This window comes from Streptomyces sp. NPDC001903 (assembly GCF_042891345.1).
Lineage (GTDB): Bacteria > Actinomycetota > Actinomycetes > Streptomycetales > Streptomycetaceae > Streptomyces.
Map to the genome: position 1 here is coordinate 128,706 of NZ_JBIASZ010000016.1, position 15,145 is coordinate 143,850.

The 15,145-nt window shown below is 72.1% G+C and carries 13 protein-coding genes; 6 read left to right on the forward strand and 7 right to left on the reverse strand.

Annotation, left to right across the window (positions count from 1 at the left end; all coding sequences use genetic code 11):
• Positions 1–41: 41 nt before the first annotated feature.
• The 3 genes from uvrC to ACFYZS_RS30215 all read right to left on the reverse strand — a co-directional run bounded on the left by uvrC (position 42) and on the right by ACFYZS_RS30215 (position 3,733).
• The gene (uvrC, locus tag ACFYZS_RS30205; protein WP_389019277.1) at positions 42–2,087 is read right to left on the reverse strand and encodes an excinuclease ABC subunit UvrC; all 2,046 of its coding nucleotides are present in this window, start codon (positions 2,085–2,087) and stop codon (positions 42–44) included.
• A 216-nt stretch (positions 2,088–2,303) separates the two neighbouring features.
• A complete protein-coding gene (locus tag ACFYZS_RS30210; protein WP_389019280.1) occupies positions 2,304–3,095 on the reverse strand; it encodes a hypothetical protein in 792 nt (263 codons plus the stop codon).
• Positions 3,096–3,100: 5 nt separating this feature from the next.
• Positions 3,101–3,733 carry a papain-like cysteine protease family protein gene (locus ACFYZS_RS30215; protein WP_389019283.1) on the reverse strand — a complete coding sequence of 211 codons (633 nt, stop codon included), beginning with the start codon at positions 3,731–3,733 and terminating at the stop codon, positions 3,101–3,103.
• Between the two features lie 252 nt (positions 3,734–3,985).
• Here ACFYZS_RS30215 and ACFYZS_RS30220 point away from each other — a divergent pair, with 252 nt between their 5' ends.
• On the forward strand, positions 3,986–4,960 hold the full coding sequence (locus tag ACFYZS_RS30220) for a hypothetical protein (RefSeq protein ID WP_389019286.1): 975 nt from the start codon (positions 3,986–3,988) through the stop codon (positions 4,958–4,960).
• Positions 4,961–4,996: 36 nt separating this feature from the next.
• Here ACFYZS_RS30220 and ACFYZS_RS30225 read toward each other — a convergent pair whose 3' ends face one another.
• Positions 4,997–5,428: a Rieske (2Fe-2S) protein gene (locus ACFYZS_RS30225; protein WP_389019289.1), complete on the reverse strand. Its 432-nt coding sequence runs from the start codon at positions 5,426–5,428 to the stop codon at positions 4,997–4,999.
• Between the two features lie 107 nt (positions 5,429–5,535).
• On the opposite strand from ACFYZS_RS30225, the gene ACFYZS_RS30230 reads away from it, so the two are divergent.
• Positions 5,536–6,417 carry a carbohydrate kinase gene (locus tag ACFYZS_RS30230; RefSeq protein WP_389019292.1) on the forward strand — a complete coding sequence of 294 codons (882 nt, stop codon included), beginning with the start codon at positions 5,536–5,538 and terminating at the stop codon, positions 6,415–6,417.
• Here ACFYZS_RS30230 and ACFYZS_RS30235 read toward each other — a convergent pair.
• Positions 6,407–7,012, reverse strand: coding sequence for a TetR/AcrR family transcriptional regulator (locus ACFYZS_RS30235; protein ID WP_389019295.1), 606 nt, complete (start codon positions 7,010–7,012; stop codon positions 6,407–6,409). The two genes, ACFYZS_RS30230 and ACFYZS_RS30235, sit on opposite strands and share 11 nt — an antisense overlap.
• A gap of 72 nt (positions 7,013–7,084) precedes the next feature.
• Here ACFYZS_RS30235 and ACFYZS_RS30240 point away from each other — a divergent pair, with 72 nt between their 5' ends.
• Positions 7,085–7,735, forward strand: a complete 651-nt coding sequence (locus ACFYZS_RS30240) for an NAD(P)-dependent oxidoreductase (protein ID WP_389019298.1) — start codon at positions 7,085–7,087, stop codon at positions 7,733–7,735.
• Positions 7,736–7,859: 124 nt separating this feature from the next.
• Here the strand turns inward: ACFYZS_RS30240 and uvrA are convergent, their stop codons facing one another.
• The gene (uvrA, locus tag ACFYZS_RS30245; protein ID WP_389019301.1) at positions 7,860–10,847 is read right to left on the reverse strand and encodes an excinuclease ABC subunit UvrA; all 2,988 of its coding nucleotides are present in this window, start codon (positions 10,845–10,847) and stop codon (positions 7,860–7,862) included.
• 197 nt (positions 10,848–11,044) lie between these two features.
• Here uvrA and ACFYZS_RS30250 point away from each other — a divergent pair, with 197 nt between their 5' ends.
• From ACFYZS_RS30250 to ACFYZS_RS30260, 3 genes are all read left to right on the forward strand, one after another.
• The gene (locus ACFYZS_RS30250) at positions 11,045–11,743 is read left to right on the forward strand and encodes a maleylpyruvate isomerase family mycothiol-dependent enzyme (protein ID WP_389019304.1); all 699 of its coding nucleotides are present in this window, start codon (positions 11,045–11,047) and stop codon (positions 11,741–11,743) included.
• 9 nt (positions 11,744–11,752) lie between these two features.
• Positions 11,753–12,409 carry an MBL fold metallo-hydrolase gene (locus ACFYZS_RS30255; RefSeq protein WP_389019307.1) on the forward strand — a complete coding sequence of 219 codons (657 nt, stop codon included), beginning with the start codon at positions 11,753–11,755 and terminating at the stop codon, positions 12,407–12,409.
• A gap of 194 nt (positions 12,410–12,603) precedes the next feature.
• Positions 12,604–13,914 carry an MFS transporter gene (locus ACFYZS_RS30260; RefSeq protein ID WP_389019502.1) on the forward strand — a complete coding sequence of 437 codons (1,311 nt, stop codon included), beginning with the start codon at positions 12,604–12,606 and terminating at the stop codon, positions 13,912–13,914.
• Between the two features lie 21 nt (positions 13,915–13,935).
• On the opposite strand, the gene ACFYZS_RS30265 is transcribed toward ACFYZS_RS30260, so the two are convergent.
• A complete protein-coding gene (locus tag ACFYZS_RS30265) occupies positions 13,936–14,919 on the reverse strand; it encodes a TerC family protein (protein WP_389019310.1) in 984 nt (327 codons plus the stop codon).
• Positions 14,920–15,145: the final 226 nt, after the last annotated feature.

The window sequence follows — 15,145 nt, forward strand, 5'->3', positions numbered from 1 at the left end:
CTCGGCCGTCTCGCCGCTCGTCTGGTCGGTCTCGCGCTCGGTCATTGCTCGGTCCCCCGTTCGGACGATGTCCCCCGGCTGCCGCCGGGAGGTGCCCCCACCCGCGGGGGCGGGGTCTCATCCTCAATGATCTCTCCTGTCGCCGTGTTGACGGCAGGACCGGCGGGAACCGACCGGGCGAGCGCCGCGGCGACGGTCTCGGCGGTCTTGCGGCCTATGCCCGGCACCTCGCAGATCTGGTCGATTGTCGCCTGTCTCAGCTTTTTCACCGAACCGAAGTGCTTGACCAGGGCCTGCCTGCGGCTTTCGCCGAGACCGGGCACCTCGTCGAGAGGGCCCGCCTTGAGCCGCTTTCCGCGCTTGTTCCGCTGGTACTGGATGGCGAAGCGGTGGGCTTCGTCACGCACCCGCTGGAGCAGGTAGAGCCCCTCGCTGGTGCGGGGCAGCACCACCGGGTCGTCCTCGCCGGGCAGCCAGACCTCCTCGAGCCGCTTCGCCAGCCCGCAGACGGCCACGTCGTCGATGCCGAGCTCCTCCAGGGCCCGCTGGGCGGCGGCCACCTGCGGCTGCCCGCCGTCGACCACGACGAGCTGCGGCGGGTACGCGAAGCGCTTCGGGCGCCCGTCGTCCTCGGCGAGGGGGTTCTCCCCCTCCTCGCCGTCCTCCGGGGACCACTCGCCGGTCTTCAGCTTCTCCTGGAGGTAGCGGCGGAAGCGCCGCGAGACCACCTCGTGCATGGACCGGACGTCGTCCTGTCCCTCGAACGATTTGATCGCGAAGCGCCGGTACTCGCTCTTCCTGGCCAGCCCGTCCTCGAAGACGACCATCGAGGCCACCACGTCGTCGCCCTGGAGGTGCGAGATGTCGAAGCACTCGATGCGCAGCGGCGCGCCGTCCAGGTCGAGGGCTTCGGCGATCTCCTCCAGGGCCCGGGAGCGGGTGGTGAGGTCGCTGGCGCGCTTGGTCTTGTGCAGCGCCAGGGACTGCTGCGCGTTGCGGTGGACGGTCTCCATCAGGGCCTTCTTGTCCCCGCGCTGCGGGATGCGCAGGCTCACCAGGGAGCCGCGCCGCTCGGCGAGCCACTGGCCCAGCGCGGGCGCGTCCTCGGGCAGGGCCGGGACCAGCACCTCCTTGGGGACGGCCTCGCCGCTCTCCTCCCCGTAGAGCTGCTGGAGGGCGTGCTCGACGAGGCCGGCGGTGTCCACGGCCTCGACCTTGTCGGTGACCCAGCCGCGCTGCCCGCGCACGCGCCCGCCGCGGACGTGGAAGATCTGCACGGCCGCTTCGAGCTCGTCCTCGGCGACGGCGATGAGGTCGGCGTCGGTGGCATCGGTGAAGACGACGGCGTTCTTCTCCATGGCCCGGCGCAGCGCTCCCATGTCGTCGCGCAGCCGGGCGGCCTTCTCGTACTCCATCTCCTCGGCGGCCTCGTGCATCTGCCGCTCCAGGCGGGACAGGTACGTACCGGTCCGCCCGGCCATGAAGTCGCAGAAGTCCTCGGCGAGTTCGCGGTGCTCATCGGGGGTGACCCGGCCGACGCAGGGCGCGGAGCACTTGCCGATGTAGCCGAGCAGGCAGGGCCGGCCGATCTGGGCGGACCGCTTGAACACCCCGGCGGAGCAGGTCCGCACCGGGAACACCCGCAGCATGAGGTCGACGGTCTCGCGGATCGCCCAGGCGTGCCCGTAGGGCCCGAAGTACCGCACGCCCTTCTTCTTGGGCCCGCGCATGACCTGGACCCTCGGATACTCCTCGTTCATCGTCACGGCGAGGGAGGGGTAGCTCTTGTCGTCCCGGTACTTGACGTTGAACCGGGGGTCGTACTCCTTGATCCAGGAGTACTCGAGCTGGAGCGCCTCGACCTCGGTGGAGACGACGGTCCACTCGACGGAGGCGGCGGTGGTCACCATGGTGGCGGTGCGCGGGTGCAGCCCGGCGAGGTCCTGGAAGTAGCTGGCCAGCCGCTGGCGCAGGCTCTTGGCCTTCCCGACGTAGATCACCCGGCGGTGCTCGTCGCGGAATCGGTAGACCCCCGGGGAGTCGGGAATCTGCCCCGGCGCGGGACGGTAGCTGGAAGGGTCGGCCATGCCAACCACCCTACTTGCGGGGGCTGACAACGGACTCCGCCGTCCCCCCTTCCCGGGGTGTCACTCCGGCCCCCCGCGCATCCGGCCCCGCCGGTGTTCGGGCGCGGTGGTGCGGGGGCGGCGCCCGGGGAGCGGGGCCAGGGCGGGGAGGGGCCTCGCAGCCCGCAGGGCCCGGCGTCCGGGGGGACGGCCGGACCCTGCGGGGGTCGACGGGGGTCAGCCCCGCGCGGCGGTGCGCCGGCGCAGCAGCCGCAGCACGGCCACGGATCCGGCCGCGCCCAGCGCGAGCGCTCCCGCGCCCGCCGCCGCGGCCACCGGCGTACCGGCATCGGCATCGGCGGCGCCCGCCGCGTACCCGCCGGCCTTGCCGCCCTTCGCGTACGCCGACCCCGGAAGCTTGTCCCCGTAGGCCCGCGTCACCCGCGCCCGGTACGCGGAGAGGCTGGTGCCCTGCGCGCCGACGGCCCGCTCCGCGTCCTCGTCCAGCGGCAGCACCCTGCTCCCCTCGGCCACGTACCACGCGTCGATCTGCGGTTCCCGGAACACCGTGCCGCCCGGCAGTTTCGCGGCGCCGAGCCGCGCGTAGCGGAACTCGTCGTCGCCGGTGGCGATGTTCACGACCTGCCACCCCGCCTCGGTGCGGACGGTCCACAGCGCGGCCTGCTGCCCGTCGGAGGAGACCGCCTTGCTGGCGAGGAACTCCAGCCGGGCCACCGGTGCCCCGGCCCGGCCCGCCACGAAGTCCGGGGACAGGTGGCTGACCGGTACCGCCTCGCCCTCGATCCGCGGCTGCGCCGCGTTCGGCGCGACCTTGCCCTCGCGGGCGAAGAAGCGGGACAGCGTGGCCAGGGTGTCGGGGGCGGTGGCCGCCTGCGCGGCCGCGGCCTTCGTCTCGGCGGTGACGGACTGCGGCTGCGGTACGGGCGCGGCCGAGGCCTGCGGGGCCGCCACTGCCACGAGGGCGGCGGCGGCCGCGGCGAGGAGCGCGGCGGGAACACGCTTGGTCATGGCGCTCACGCCCCGATCCGGTAGAGCGAGTGGGTCCAGGAGAAGGTGCTGTTGTCCACGTACCAGGCGTGCGAGGCCCAGTTGTAGCGGTCGCTGGACGGCCACGGATCGCCCCAGTAGACCCAGCTGTTGGCGGTGTCGTAGCCGTAGAGGACGTGCATGTGCCCGCCGCCGTTGGACCACTGGATCCGGGTCTCGACCGGCCGGTCGGCGTCGATCTCGCTCTGCACGGTGGTGTAGCGCAGCCAGCCGTTCACGTACGAACCGGAGTTGATGCCCGCCCAGTTCAGGGCGGTCTGGACGTTGCCGAGGGTGGCCTGGTTGTTGGGGCAGTCGTAGCCCTGCTGGCGGTTGAAGGCGGCGTTGCAGAACTGGTTCTGGGTGTAGTTCCGGCCGAACCAGGTCGCGATGGTGTTGCCGCTCGCGGCCCAGCACCAGTTGGTCTTCGCCTGCGCCTGCATGGTGATGTTCAGGCGCTTGTAGGCGAGGGCGGAATCGGCGCCGGCACCGCTCGTGGGGGAAGCGGTGGCGGGAGCCGCGGCGGCACCGGCGGCGGTGGCGGTGCCCGTGGGCAGGGTGAAGAGGACGGCGGTGAGGACGGCGGCCAGGGAAAGCCGCCGCCGGATTCGGTTGCGCATCGCGTTCCTCCCGTGTGGGGATCTCCCCGGTGGGGCCGGGGAGGGTGGGGGTTGGAGGAGCGCGTCCGGACGCTGCTGAGGAGCATCAGGGTGTTGTCGCGATCAGGTCAACAGGCTTCAATACGCCGTGACATTGCAGTGTGAACGGCGGGACCGCAGTGTGAACGACTGCCGTCCTTTCACCTGGACCCCGGGTGCCACCGGCGAGCTCTCCCGCCCCACCGCGCGTGAATGTTCACAGGAGGAGCCGTCATGCGGTCGACCGGGGAGAGCACGCGGGACAGCACGCCGGCGGGCGCGGAGACGAGCGCGCAGGAGCTGGGGCATCTGCTGCGCTCCGGCCCGTTCCACCTCGCCCTGCGCGCCGCCCTCACCGCTCGCGGCCTCCCCCTGCACCGCGTACAGCACCGGCTCGCGGCCCGCGGCATCAAGCTCGGCGTGACCAGCCTCAGCTACTGGCAGCAGGGCGCCCGCCGGCCGAGCCGCCCCGAGTCCCTGAAGGCCGTGCGGGCCCTGGAGCAGATCCTGGAGCTGCCCGAGGGGACCCTGCTGCGGCTGCTGGCCGCCCCGGAGGGCGCCGGACCCGAGGCGGTCCGCCCGCCGGCCCGCTCCTACCGGGCCCTGGTCAGCGTCGGCGCGGCCGTGGAGGGGCTGCTGGCCGGCATGGAGCTGCCCACCGACGGCGGCCTGCACACCGTCGGCCACCACGAGCGGGTACGGATCGGGGCGGGCGGCCGGCTGCTGGGCCGCGAGTCGCAGCACGTCGTACGGGCCCACCGCGACGGGGTCGACCGGTACCTGGCCGTCCACCACGGCGACCCCGGCTGCGACCCGGCCAGGGTCCGCGTACGGGCGGACGAGAACTGCCGGACCGGACGCGTGCGCTGGCACCCCGAGGCCGAGGTGCTGGTCGCCGAACTGCTCTTCGACGCCCGGCTGCGCGCCGGGGACACGTACGTCTTCGGCTACGGCTTCGAGGACGGGACCGGCGGCCGCTGCACCGAGTACGTGCGCGGGTTCAGCTACAGCGGCGGCCAGTACGTGCTCCAGGTCCGCTTCGACGAGGCGGCGCTGCCGGTGCGCTGCCGGCGGTTCAGCCGGTCCGGGCCGGATGCTCCGCGCAGCGGGCTGACGGACCTGACGCCGAGCGGGCGCCACCGCGCCGTGCACCTGGTGGAGCCGGAGGTGCGGCGCGGGCTGCTGGGCATCGCCTGGGACTGGGCGTAGGCCGTGGCCTGCGGATCGGACCGGCCCGGCCCCGCGTCAGCCCGCGATGAGCTTGCCGCCCTCGGCCTTGACCGGGACGGCGGGCAGCGGGTCGGTGGCCGGGCCGCGCAGCACCTTGCCGGTCGTCACGTCGAAGCGGCTGCCGTGGCAGGGGCAGTTGCCCTCGCCGTCGTCGATCTTGTCCAGAACGCAGCCGGCGTGGGTGCACTGGGCGCTGAACGCCTTGTACTGGCCCTCGGCCGGGCAGCTGACGACCAGCTTCTTCTCCCGGAACAGCTTCGACCCGCCGACCGGGACCTCGGAGACGGCGCCGAGCTCCACCGGGGCGGCCGGGACCGCCGGGGAGCCGGAGCCGCTGTTGCCCTCGGTGGAGCAGGCGGCGAGCGCGGCCCCGCCACCGACGGCCCCGACGATCGCGGCGGCGCCCCTGAGGACGGTACGGCGGGCGGCGGGCTGCGACGCGGACATGCGGTTCTCCTGGCCTGGGGGCTGGTGCGGGTGGTTCTGGTGCTTCTGCTGGGCTCCCGACGATACCGCCGCCCGATCCGGCCGCCCGATGGGATACCTTCCCCCGCGTGATCGTCGTCGGTGGAGAAGCCCTGATCGACCTCGTGCCCGTGGCGCAGCCGCCGGGTGCGCTGCTGCCGCGGCCGGGCGGAGGGCCGTACAACACCGCCCTGGCGCTCGGCCGGCTCGGTGCGGAGGTCGCCTTCTGCTCCCGGGTCTCGGTGGACGGCTTCGGCGAGGGCCTGCTCGACGGGCTGCGCGCGGCCGGGGTGGACCTTTCGATGGTGCAGCGCGGGCCGGAGCCCACCACCCTCGCCGTGCCCTCGCTGGCCCCGGACGGCTCGGCGGCGTACCGCTTCTACGTGGAGGGCACGGCCGACCGGCTGTTCACCCTGCCCCCGGCGCTGCCCGCGGGTACCCGGGCCCTGGCGCTCGGCACCTGCTCCCTCGCGCTGGAGCCGGGCGCGAGCGCGTACGAGGCCCTGCTGCGCCGGGAGTCCGGGCGCGGGCTGCTGACCCTGCTCGACCCCAACATCCGCCCGGCGCTGATCGGGGATCCGACGGCGTACCGGGCCCGGTTCCTGGGCTGGCTGCCGTACGTCTCCGTCCTCAAGCTGTCGGAGGAGGACGCCGGGTGGCTGGGCGGCCGGATCGGCGACTGGCTGGCGGCGGGGCCCTCGGCGGTGGTGCTCACCCGGGGTGCGCAGGGGCTGTCGGTCCGGACCCGGGAGGGCGCGGAGTACGAGGTGCCGGCCCGCCGGGTCGCGGTGGCGGACACGATCGGCGCGGGCGACACCGTCAACGCGGCCCTGCTGCACCGGCTGTCGGCCCTCCCGGCCGGCGATCCGGTGGACTGGCCCGGGGTGCTGGCCTACGCGGCCCACGCGGCGGCGCTGACCTGTACCCGGGCGGGCGCGGAGCCGCCGTACGCGGCGGAGCTCAGCGGATAGCGGCCCACAGGGTCCGGGCCACGGCGGGGGCGAACTCCTCGACCGGCCGGACCACTTCGGGGCCGGAGAAGTGCAGGAAGAAGGCCCGCTGGAAGCAGGCGCCGAGCAGCAGCGCGGCGGCCGCCTCCGGATCGGCGTCGGGGCGCAGCCGCCCGCGCTCCAGCTCGCGGCGCAGCCGGCCGGCCAGGGCGTCGCGTACGACGTGGGGGCCGGTGCCGATCTCCTGGACGCCCTCGCGGTGCCGGGTCAGCAGGGCGGGCTCGGCGAAGAGCGAGGCGGCCATGGGCACGGCGTCGGCGTAGAAGAGCGAGGCGTGGCGGGCGATCGCGACGAGCCCCTCCTCGACGGAGCGCTCGGCGTGGTCGCGGTCGAGCTCGGCCATGAGCGGCCCGGCGTTCGGGGTGCGCTCCATGAGGACGCGCACGAAGAGCTCCTCCTTGTTCGCGTAGTGCTTGTAGAGCGCCGCCTCGGAGCAGCCGGCCTCGCGGGCGATGGCCTTGGTCGTGGTGTTGGCGAGGCCGATGGTGCGCATGAGCTTCTCGGCGGCGTCGAGGAGCCGCTCGGGGGTGGGCCGGCTTGACTTCGGGGTGAGCATTCACTCACCCTAGCGGAAGAAGGGGTGAGTAAATGCTCACCCACCCTTGGACGCCCTGAACGGGAGCCGGCGATGAAACTGACGGTGTTCGGAGCCACGGGCGGCGTCGGCCGCGAGGTGGTGCGACAGGCCCTCGACGCGGGTCACGAGGTGACGGCGGTGGTGCGCGACCCCGCCCGGCTGGACGTGCCGGCGCACGAGCGCCTCCAGGTGGCCGTGGTGCGCGATCTGACGGACGAGGACGCGCTGGTCCCGGTCCTCACGGGCCGGTCGGCGGTGATCTCCGCGCTGGGCTCGGCGAGCAACCGGCAGGCCCGGCTCACCCCGGTCACCGGGCCGGCGCTGCGGGCCGTCGTCTCGGCGATGGACCGGGCGGGCGTGAGCCGCCTGGCGGCGGTGAGCGCGGCTCCGGTCGGTCCGGACGTCGAGACCGACGGGTTCGTGGCCCGCAGGGTCTTCCTCCCCCTGCTGCGCCGGGCCCTGCGCGATCTGTACGCGGACCTGGCGGTCATGGAGGCGACCCTCCGCGCCAGCGGCACCGAGTGGACGGTGATCCGCCCTCCGCGCCTCCTGAACAAACCGCGCACCGGCAGCTACCGCCGGGTGATCGGCGCCAATGTCCCGAACGCCCGCACGATCTCCCGCGCGGACGTCGCGGACGCCCTGCTGGCTTCCCTGACGGACCCGTCGACGGCCGGCCGGGCGGTGGGCGTGGCGGCCTGACCCCGGGGGCCATGCCCGGGCGGCCCCCACGGGGGTGGAGCCGCCCACGGGAGTGCGGGAGGGCCCCCGCAGCCTCACGGCTGCGGGGGCCCTCCCCTGCCCTCCTCCGCCCGTCTCCGCGCGGTCAGGCCTTGCGGGCCCGGGCCGTCGTCTTCTTGGCGGCGGCCTTCTTCGCCGGAGCCGCAGCCGCAGCCGCGGTCTTCTTGGCCGTCGTCCGCTTCGCGGCGGCCTTCTTCGGCGGGGCCACGAGCGCCGCCGCGTCCGAGACCCGCTCCGCCCCCAGGATGTCCCGCAGGAACTTGCCGGTGTGGCTCGCGCCCACCGAGGCGACCTGCTCCGGGGTGCCCTCGGCCACCACCAGGCCGCCCCCGTAGCCGCCCTCGGGGCCCATGTCGATGACCCAGTCCGCGGTCTTGACGACGTCCAGGTTGTGCTCGATGACGATCACCGAGTTCCCCTTGTCCACCAGCCCCGACAGCACCTTGATCAGCTTCGAGATGTCCTCGAAGTGCAGACCCGTCGTCGGCTCGTCCAGCACGTACACCGTCCGGCCCGTCGAGCGCTTCTGCAGCTCCGACGCCAGCTTCACGCGCTGCGCCTCACCGCCCGAGAGCGTCGGCGCCGACTGGCCGAGCCGGACGTACCCGAGCCCCACCTCGTTCAGCGTCTTCAGGTGCCGCGAGATCGTGGGAACGGCCTCGAAGAAGTGCAGCGCCTCCTCGATCGGCATGTTCAGGACCTCGGCGATGGACTTGCCCTTGTAGTGGACCTCCAGCGTCTCCCGGTTGTACCGGTCGCCGTGGCAGACCTCGCACGGGACGTAGACGTCCGGCAGGAAGTTCATCTCGATCTTGATGGTGCCGTCGCCGGAGCAGTTCTCGCACCGGCCGCCCTTCACGTTGAAGGAGAAGCGGCCCGGCAGGTAGCCGCGCACCTTCGCCTCCATCGTCTCCGCGAAGAGCTTGCGGACGTGGTCGAAGACTCCCGTGTACGTCGCCGGGTTGGAGCGCGGGGTCCGCCCGATCGGCGACTGGTCGACATGCACGACCTTGTCGACGAGGTCGTCCCCGTCCACCCGCGTGTGCCGTCCCGGCACCGACCGGGCGCCGTTCAGCTCGCGCGCCAGGTGCGTGTACAGGATGTCGTTGACCAGCGTCGACTTGCCCGAGCCCGATACGCCCGTGACCGCCGTGAGCACGCCCAGCGGGAAGGACACGTCGATGTCCCGCAGGTTGTTCTCCTTGGCGCCGTTCACGGTGAGCTTCCGCTCCCCGTTCACGGGACGGCGGATGTCCGGCACCGGGATGGACCGCTTCCCGGACAGGTACTGCCCGGTCATCGACTCGGAGTTCTTCAGCAGCTCCTTCAGCGAGCCGCTGTGCACGACCTTGCCGCCGTGCTCACCGGCGCCGGGGCCGATGTCCACGACCCAGTCGGCCACCTTGATGGTGTCCTCGTCGTGCTCGACGACGATCAGCGTGTTGCCCATGTCCCGCAGCCGCACCAGCGTCTCGATCAGCCGGTGGTTGTCCCGCTGGTGCAGGCCGATGGACGGCTCGTCCAGTACGTACAGCACGCCCACCAGCCCCGAGCCGATCTGCGTGGCCAGCCGGATGCGCTGGGCCTCGCCGCCCGACAGCGTGCCGGCGGCGCGGTTCAGCGAGAGGTAGTCCAGGCCGACGTCGACGAGGAAGCGCAGCCGCTCGTTGACCTCCTTCAGGACCCGCTCGGCGATCTTCTTGTCGCGGGCGTCCAGCCGCATCCGCCCCAGGAAGTCCGCGCACTCGCTGATCGACATCGCGGCGACCTCGGCGATGGACTTGTCCATCACCGTCACCGCGAGCACGATCGGCTTGAGCCGGGTGCCCTCACAGGTCGGGCAGGGCACCTCGCGCATGTAGCCCTCGAAGCGCTCGCGGCTGGCGTCGCTCTCGGACTCCGCGTGCCGGCGCTTGACGAACGGCACGGCGCCCTCGAAGGCGGTCGTGTACGCCCGCTCCCGCCCGTACCGGTTGCGGTAGCGGACCTCGATCTGGGTCTTGTGCCCGTACAGCAGGGCCTTCTTCGCCCGCTGCGGCAGCCCGGCCCACGGGATGTCCGTACGGAAGCCCAGCTCGCCGGCGAGCGCGCCGATCAGCCGCTGGAAGTAGTCCTTGGTGTGGCCCAGCGACCACGGCGAGACCGCGCCCTCGTCGAGGGACTTGTCCTCGTCGGGGACGATCAGCTCCGGGTCCACCTCCATGCGCGTACCGATGCCGGTGCACTCGGGGCAGGCGCCGAAGGGGGAGTTGAAGGAGAAGGAGCGCGGCTCCAGCTCCTCGAACGACAGGTCGTCGTACGGGCAGTAGAGGTGCTCGGAATACATCCGCTCACGCTCGGGGTCGTCCTCGGCGAGGTCGACGAAGTCCAGGATCACCATGCCGCCGGAGAGGCCGAGGGCGGTCTCCACGGAGTCGGTGAGCCGGCGCTTGGCGCTCTCCTTGACGGTGAGGCGGTCGATGACCACCTCGATCGTGTGCTTCTCCTGCTTCTTCAGCGCGGGCGGCTCGGAGAGCTGGATGGTCTCCCCGTCCACCCGCGCCCGGCTGTAGCCCTTGGTCTGGAGGTCGGAGAAGAGGTCGACGAACTCGCCCTTGCGCTCGCGCACCAGCGGCGAGAGCACCTGGAAGCGGCTGCCCTCGGGGAGGGCCAGCACCTTGTCGACGATCGCCTGCGGCGACTGGCGCGAGATGGGGCGGCGGCACTCGGGGCAGTGGGGCTTGCCGATGCGCGCGAAGAGCAGGCGGAGGTAGTCGTAGACCTCGGTGATGGTGCCGACCGTCGAACGCGGGTTGCGGGAGGTCGACTTCTGGTCGATCGAGACGGCCGGCGAGAGCCCCTCGATGAAGTCCACGTCGGGCTTGTCCATCTGCCCCAGGAACTGGCGGGCGTACGACGAGAGCGACTCGACGTAGCGGCGCTGGCCCTCGGCGAAGATCGTGTCGAAGGCCAGGGAGGACTTGCCCGAACCGGAGAGTCCGGTGAAGACGATGAGGGAGTCGCGGGGCAGGTCGAGCGAGACGTTCTTGAGGTTGTGCTCGCGAGCGCCACGAACGATGAGACGGTCGGTCACGCCGGTCCGCACCTTTCTTGAGAGAGCGGGGGCACGGGGCCCCCGACTGTCCAGCGTACGGCTGGCTGGGTGGGCGCCTCTGCGATGGAGAAGAGCTTGGACTTCGAGCGTATAGCACGCGCATTCGATTTACGGCACTCGGCAGACGGGTTCACCCGTTCGTGTGGCCAGGGGTCGGCGGCACTAGGCTCGGATCCATGACTGATCATGTGCACGACCTGCAATCTGTACGTGAAGCCACGGACCGAATGCTGACCGCTCTCGCGAAACTGGACAACGCGGCCCTGGCCGAAGAGTCACATCTGCCGGGCTGGACCCGCGGCCACGTCCTGGCCCACCTGGCGCGCAACGCGGACGCCCTCGTCAACGTCTTCGCCGGCCGCCCGATGTACGAGAGCGCCGAGGCCCGCGACCGCGACATCGAGCGCGACGCCCCGCGCCCCCTGGAGGTCCAGCTCGCCGACGTGCGCGCCACCCACGCCGCGTTCCTGGCGCAGACCGAGCAGGACCAGGACTGGTCGCGCACCGTCGAGCTGCGCAACGGCGTCACGGACCTGGCCTCGAACGTGCCGTTCCGCCGCCTCGTCGAGGTGGAGCTGCACCACGTCGACCTGAACATCGGCTACGAGCTCTCCGACCTCCCGCGGGAGTTCACCGCGCGCGAGATCGCCTTCCTCGCCGACCGCTGGTCCGGACGCCCGGAGGTGCCCCCGGTGACCCTGCAGATCGAAGGCGACGGCGACGGCTCCACCTGGCACACGGGCGGCACCGAGGGCGGCCCGGTCACCGTGCTCGGCACCGGCGCCGAGCTCCTCGCCTGGCTCGCGGGCCGCGGGGACGGGGGCGCACACCTCACTGTCGTCGGCGGCCCCCTCCCCGCCCTTCCCCCGCTCTAGGATCAGGACATGACGTACAGCGGAGCAGTCAAGGTCGGCGGTCCGGCCGACGTGCACGAACTCCCGGACCTGATGATTTCCAAGGTCGCGGTGGGCCCCATGAACAACAACGCGTACCTGCTGCGCTGCCGGGCCACCGACGAGCAGCTGCTGATCGACGCGGCCGCGGAGCCGGAGACCCTGCTGAACCTGATCGGCGACGACGGCATCTCCTCCGTCGTCACCACCCACCGGCACGGCGACCACTGGGGCGCGCTCGCGGAGGTCGTCGAGGCGACCGGCGCCCGTACGTACGCGGGCGCCCACGACGCCGAGGGCATCCCGGTGGCCACCGACGTGCTGGTGGCCGACGGGGACACGGTCACGGTCGGGCGGGTCACGCTGACCGCCCGCCACCTGGTCGGCCACACCCCCGGCTCGATCGCCCTGATCTACGACGACCCGCACGGGCACGCGCACGTCTTCACCGGCGACTGCCTCTTCCCCGGCGGCGTGGGCAACACCTGGGGCGACCCGAAGGCCTTCGAGCGGCTGATCGACGACGTCCAGCACAAGCTCTTCGAGCAGCTGTCGGACGAGACCTGGGTCTACCCGGGGCACGGCAACGACACCACGCTCGGCGCCGAGCGGCCGCACCTGGCCGAATGGCGCGAGCGCGGCTGGTAGCAGGCGTACGGCCGCGGTCCGCGGCCGTACGGGCCGTCCGTCCGATCCCGGTCAACACCGCGACAGGAAGCACTCCTTCCGGTCGAAGATGACCGAACGCACGTCCTGGGGGTGTGGGGCGGGGTAGTTGCTGCACCATGCAACAAGACCCCTCCCCCGCCCTCCCCCGGCGCGCGGTTCCCCGGCCGCCCTCGATGCTGCGGCTGGCGATGGCCTCGCTCGCCGGGACCGCCATCGAGTTCTACGACTTCTTCGTCTACGGCACGGCCGCTGCCCTCGTGCTCGGCCCGCTGTTCTTCCCGTCCTTCTCCCCGCTCGCCGGGACCCTCGCCGCCTTCGGCACCTTCGGCATCGGCTTCCTCGCCCGTCCGCTGGGCTCCGTGGTCTTCGGCCACATCGGCGACCGCTACGGCCGCCGCCCGGTCCTGCTCGGCTCCCTGCTCCTCACCGGCCTCGCCACGGTGGCGGTGGGCTGCGTGCCCACGTACGCGACGATCGGCGTGGCGGCGCCCCTGCTGCTGCTCGTACTGCGCTTCCTCCAGGGGCTCGGCCTCGGCGGCGAATGGGGCGGCGCGGTCCTGCTGACCGCCGAGCACGCCCCCGAGCAACGGCGCGGGCTGTGGGCGAGCTTCCCGCAGGTCGGCCCGCCGCTGGGCTTCCTGCTGGCCAACGGCATGACCCTCACCCTGTCCGCGGCGCTGACCGACGCGCAGTTCACGTCCTGGGGCTGGCGCGTGCCCTTCTGGGCGGCGGGGGTACTGGCCCTCGCCGGGCTGTGGCTGCGCCGCTCGGTGGAGGAGACCCCGCAGTTCCGGGCCCTCGCGGAGACCGGCCGGCGCTCCGACGCCCCGCTGTCCGAGGTCGTACGGGGGCACTGGCGGCTGGTCCTGCTGACCGGCGGGGCCCTGTCCGCCGGGTACGCGGTCTTCTACGCGGTCACCACCTGGTCCCTCGCCTACGCCACGGAGCACCTCAAGGTCGACCGCACGGTGATGCTGGCCTGCATCATGGCGGCCGTCGCCCTGAAGGGCACGCTGACCCCGGTGGTGGCGGTGCTCGGCGACCGGTACGGGCGGCGGCCGCTCTGCCTGATCGGCAGCGCGATGTGCCTGGTGTGGATGTTCCCGTTCGTCGCGCTGCTGCGGACGGCGGACCCGTTCCTGATGACGCTGGGCTGCCTCGGCGGGCTGCTGGGCATGGTGACGATGTTCGCCGTGGTGGGCGCGTACGTACCGGAGCTGTACGCCCCGCGGATCCGCTGCACGGGCGCGGCCGTCGGCTACAACCTGGGCGGGGTGCTGGGCGGGGCGCTGACCCCGATCGTGGCGACGGCGCTGGCGGCCGGCTCCGGGCCGCCGTGGGGCGTGGCCGTGTACCTGAGCGGGATCGCGCTGCTGAGCCTGGTCTGCTTCGCGCTGCTGCCGGAGACGAACCCGGCGGTCGTGCGGGCGCGGACGGGCGCGGGAACGGGAAAGGGGGCGGCCGAAGCGGCCGCCCCCGCGTAGCCCCTCAGGGCCGACGAGTCCCTACGCGTCGATGCTCTCCGGGCGGGCGGCGGCCTCGGCGGCCGCCTGCCTCTTCGAGGCGATCAGGCTGGTGATCGTGGTGATCACGAGGACCCCGCAGATGACGCCGAGGGAGACCGGGATCGAGACGACCGGGACGTGCAGCCCGGACTCGTGCAGGGCGTGCAGCACCAGCTTGACGCCGATGAAGCCGAGGATGATCGACAGGCCGTAGCTGAGGTGGACCAGCTTCTTGAGCAGGCCGCCGATGAGGAAGTACAGCTGGCGCAGACCCATCAGGGCGAAGGCGTTGGCCGTGAAGACGATGTACGGGTCCTGGGTGAGGCCGAAGATCGCGGGGATCGAGTCCAGGGCGAACAGCACGTCGGTGGTGCCGATGGCGAGCATGACGACCATCAGCGGGGTCAGGACGCGCTTGCCGTTGTTCTCGATGAACAGCTTGGTGCCGTGGTACTTGTCGGCGACCCCGAACTTCTTCTCGACGGACTTGAGGAGGCGGTTCTCCTCGAACTCCTCCTCGTCCTCGTCCTTGCGCGCCTCCTGGATCAGCTTCCAGGCGGTGTAGATCAGGAACGCGCCGAAGATGTAGAAGACCCACGAGAAGCTGGCGATGATCGCCGCGCCGGCGGCGATGAAGATCGCGCGCAGCACCAGGGCGATCAGCACGCCCACCAGCAGGACGCGCTGCTGGAGGTGGGAGGGCACCGCGAACTTCGCCATGATCAGGACGAAGACGAAGAGGTTGTCGACGCTCAGGGACTTCTCGGTGATGAAGCCCGCGAAGAACTCCTGGGAGGCCTGGCCGTTGCCGAAGAACCAGAGGCCGAGGCCGAAGAGTGCGGCGAGGACGATCCAGACGACCGTCCAGGTGCCCGCTTCCTTGATCGATACGTCGTGCGGTTTGCGGCCGATGAAGAAATCGGCGCCGATGAGGATGCACAGACCGAGAATGGTCAGCACCCAGAGGGTCCACGAAACGTCCACTGCTAATTCGCCTCCGGCAGATGGCTCAGCACACAGGTCAGCGTCATCGCTGCCGGAGGTCTCTTCCACCCGGGCGGCCTGGAGGCCGTGGGCCGGCGCCCCGGGACCGACTGCGTTCACACAACCGCACGTGGTCCGTATTGACGGGTACGCCGTAGCAGGAAAGCAGGAATACTCCCCTCCGCGTGTCCAGGGTACCCGTCAGAGCACGCAAAGGTAAAGAGAA

Coding starts and splice junctions, on each gene's coding strand:
- uvrC (WP_389019277.1), bottom strand. CDS start 2,087: ATGGCCGACCCTTCCAGCTACCGTCCCGCGCCGGGGCAGATTCCCGAC.
- ACFYZS_RS30210 (WP_389019280.1), bottom strand. CDS start 3,095: ATGACCAAGCGTGTTCCCGCCGCGCTCCTCGCCGCGGCCGCCGCCGCC.
- ACFYZS_RS30215 (WP_389019283.1), bottom strand. CDS start 3,733: ATGCGCAACCGAATCCGGCGGCGGCTTTCCCTGGCCGCCGTCCTCACC.
- ACFYZS_RS30220 (WP_389019286.1), top strand. CDS start 3,986: ATGCGGTCGACCGGGGAGAGCACGCGGGACAGCACGCCGGCGGGCGCG.
- ACFYZS_RS30225 (WP_389019289.1), bottom strand. CDS start 5,428: ATGTCCGCGTCGCAGCCCGCCGCCCGCCGTACCGTCCTCAGGGGCGCC.
- ACFYZS_RS30235 (WP_389019295.1), bottom strand. CDS start 7,012: ATGCTCACCCCGAAGTCAAGCCGGCCCACCCCCGAGCGGCTCCTCGAC.
- ACFYZS_RS30240 (WP_389019298.1), top strand. CDS start 7,085: ATGAAACTGACGGTGTTCGGAGCCACGGGCGGCGTCGGCCGCGAGGTG.
- ACFYZS_RS30250 (WP_389019304.1), top strand. CDS start 11,045: ATGACTGATCATGTGCACGACCTGCAATCTGTACGTGAAGCCACGGAC.
- ACFYZS_RS30255 (WP_389019307.1), top strand. CDS start 11,753: ATGACGTACAGCGGAGCAGTCAAGGTCGGCGGTCCGGCCGACGTGCAC.
- ACFYZS_RS30260 (WP_389019502.1), top strand. CDS start 12,604: ATGCTGCGGCTGGCGATGGCCTCGCTCGCCGGGACCGCCATCGAGTTC.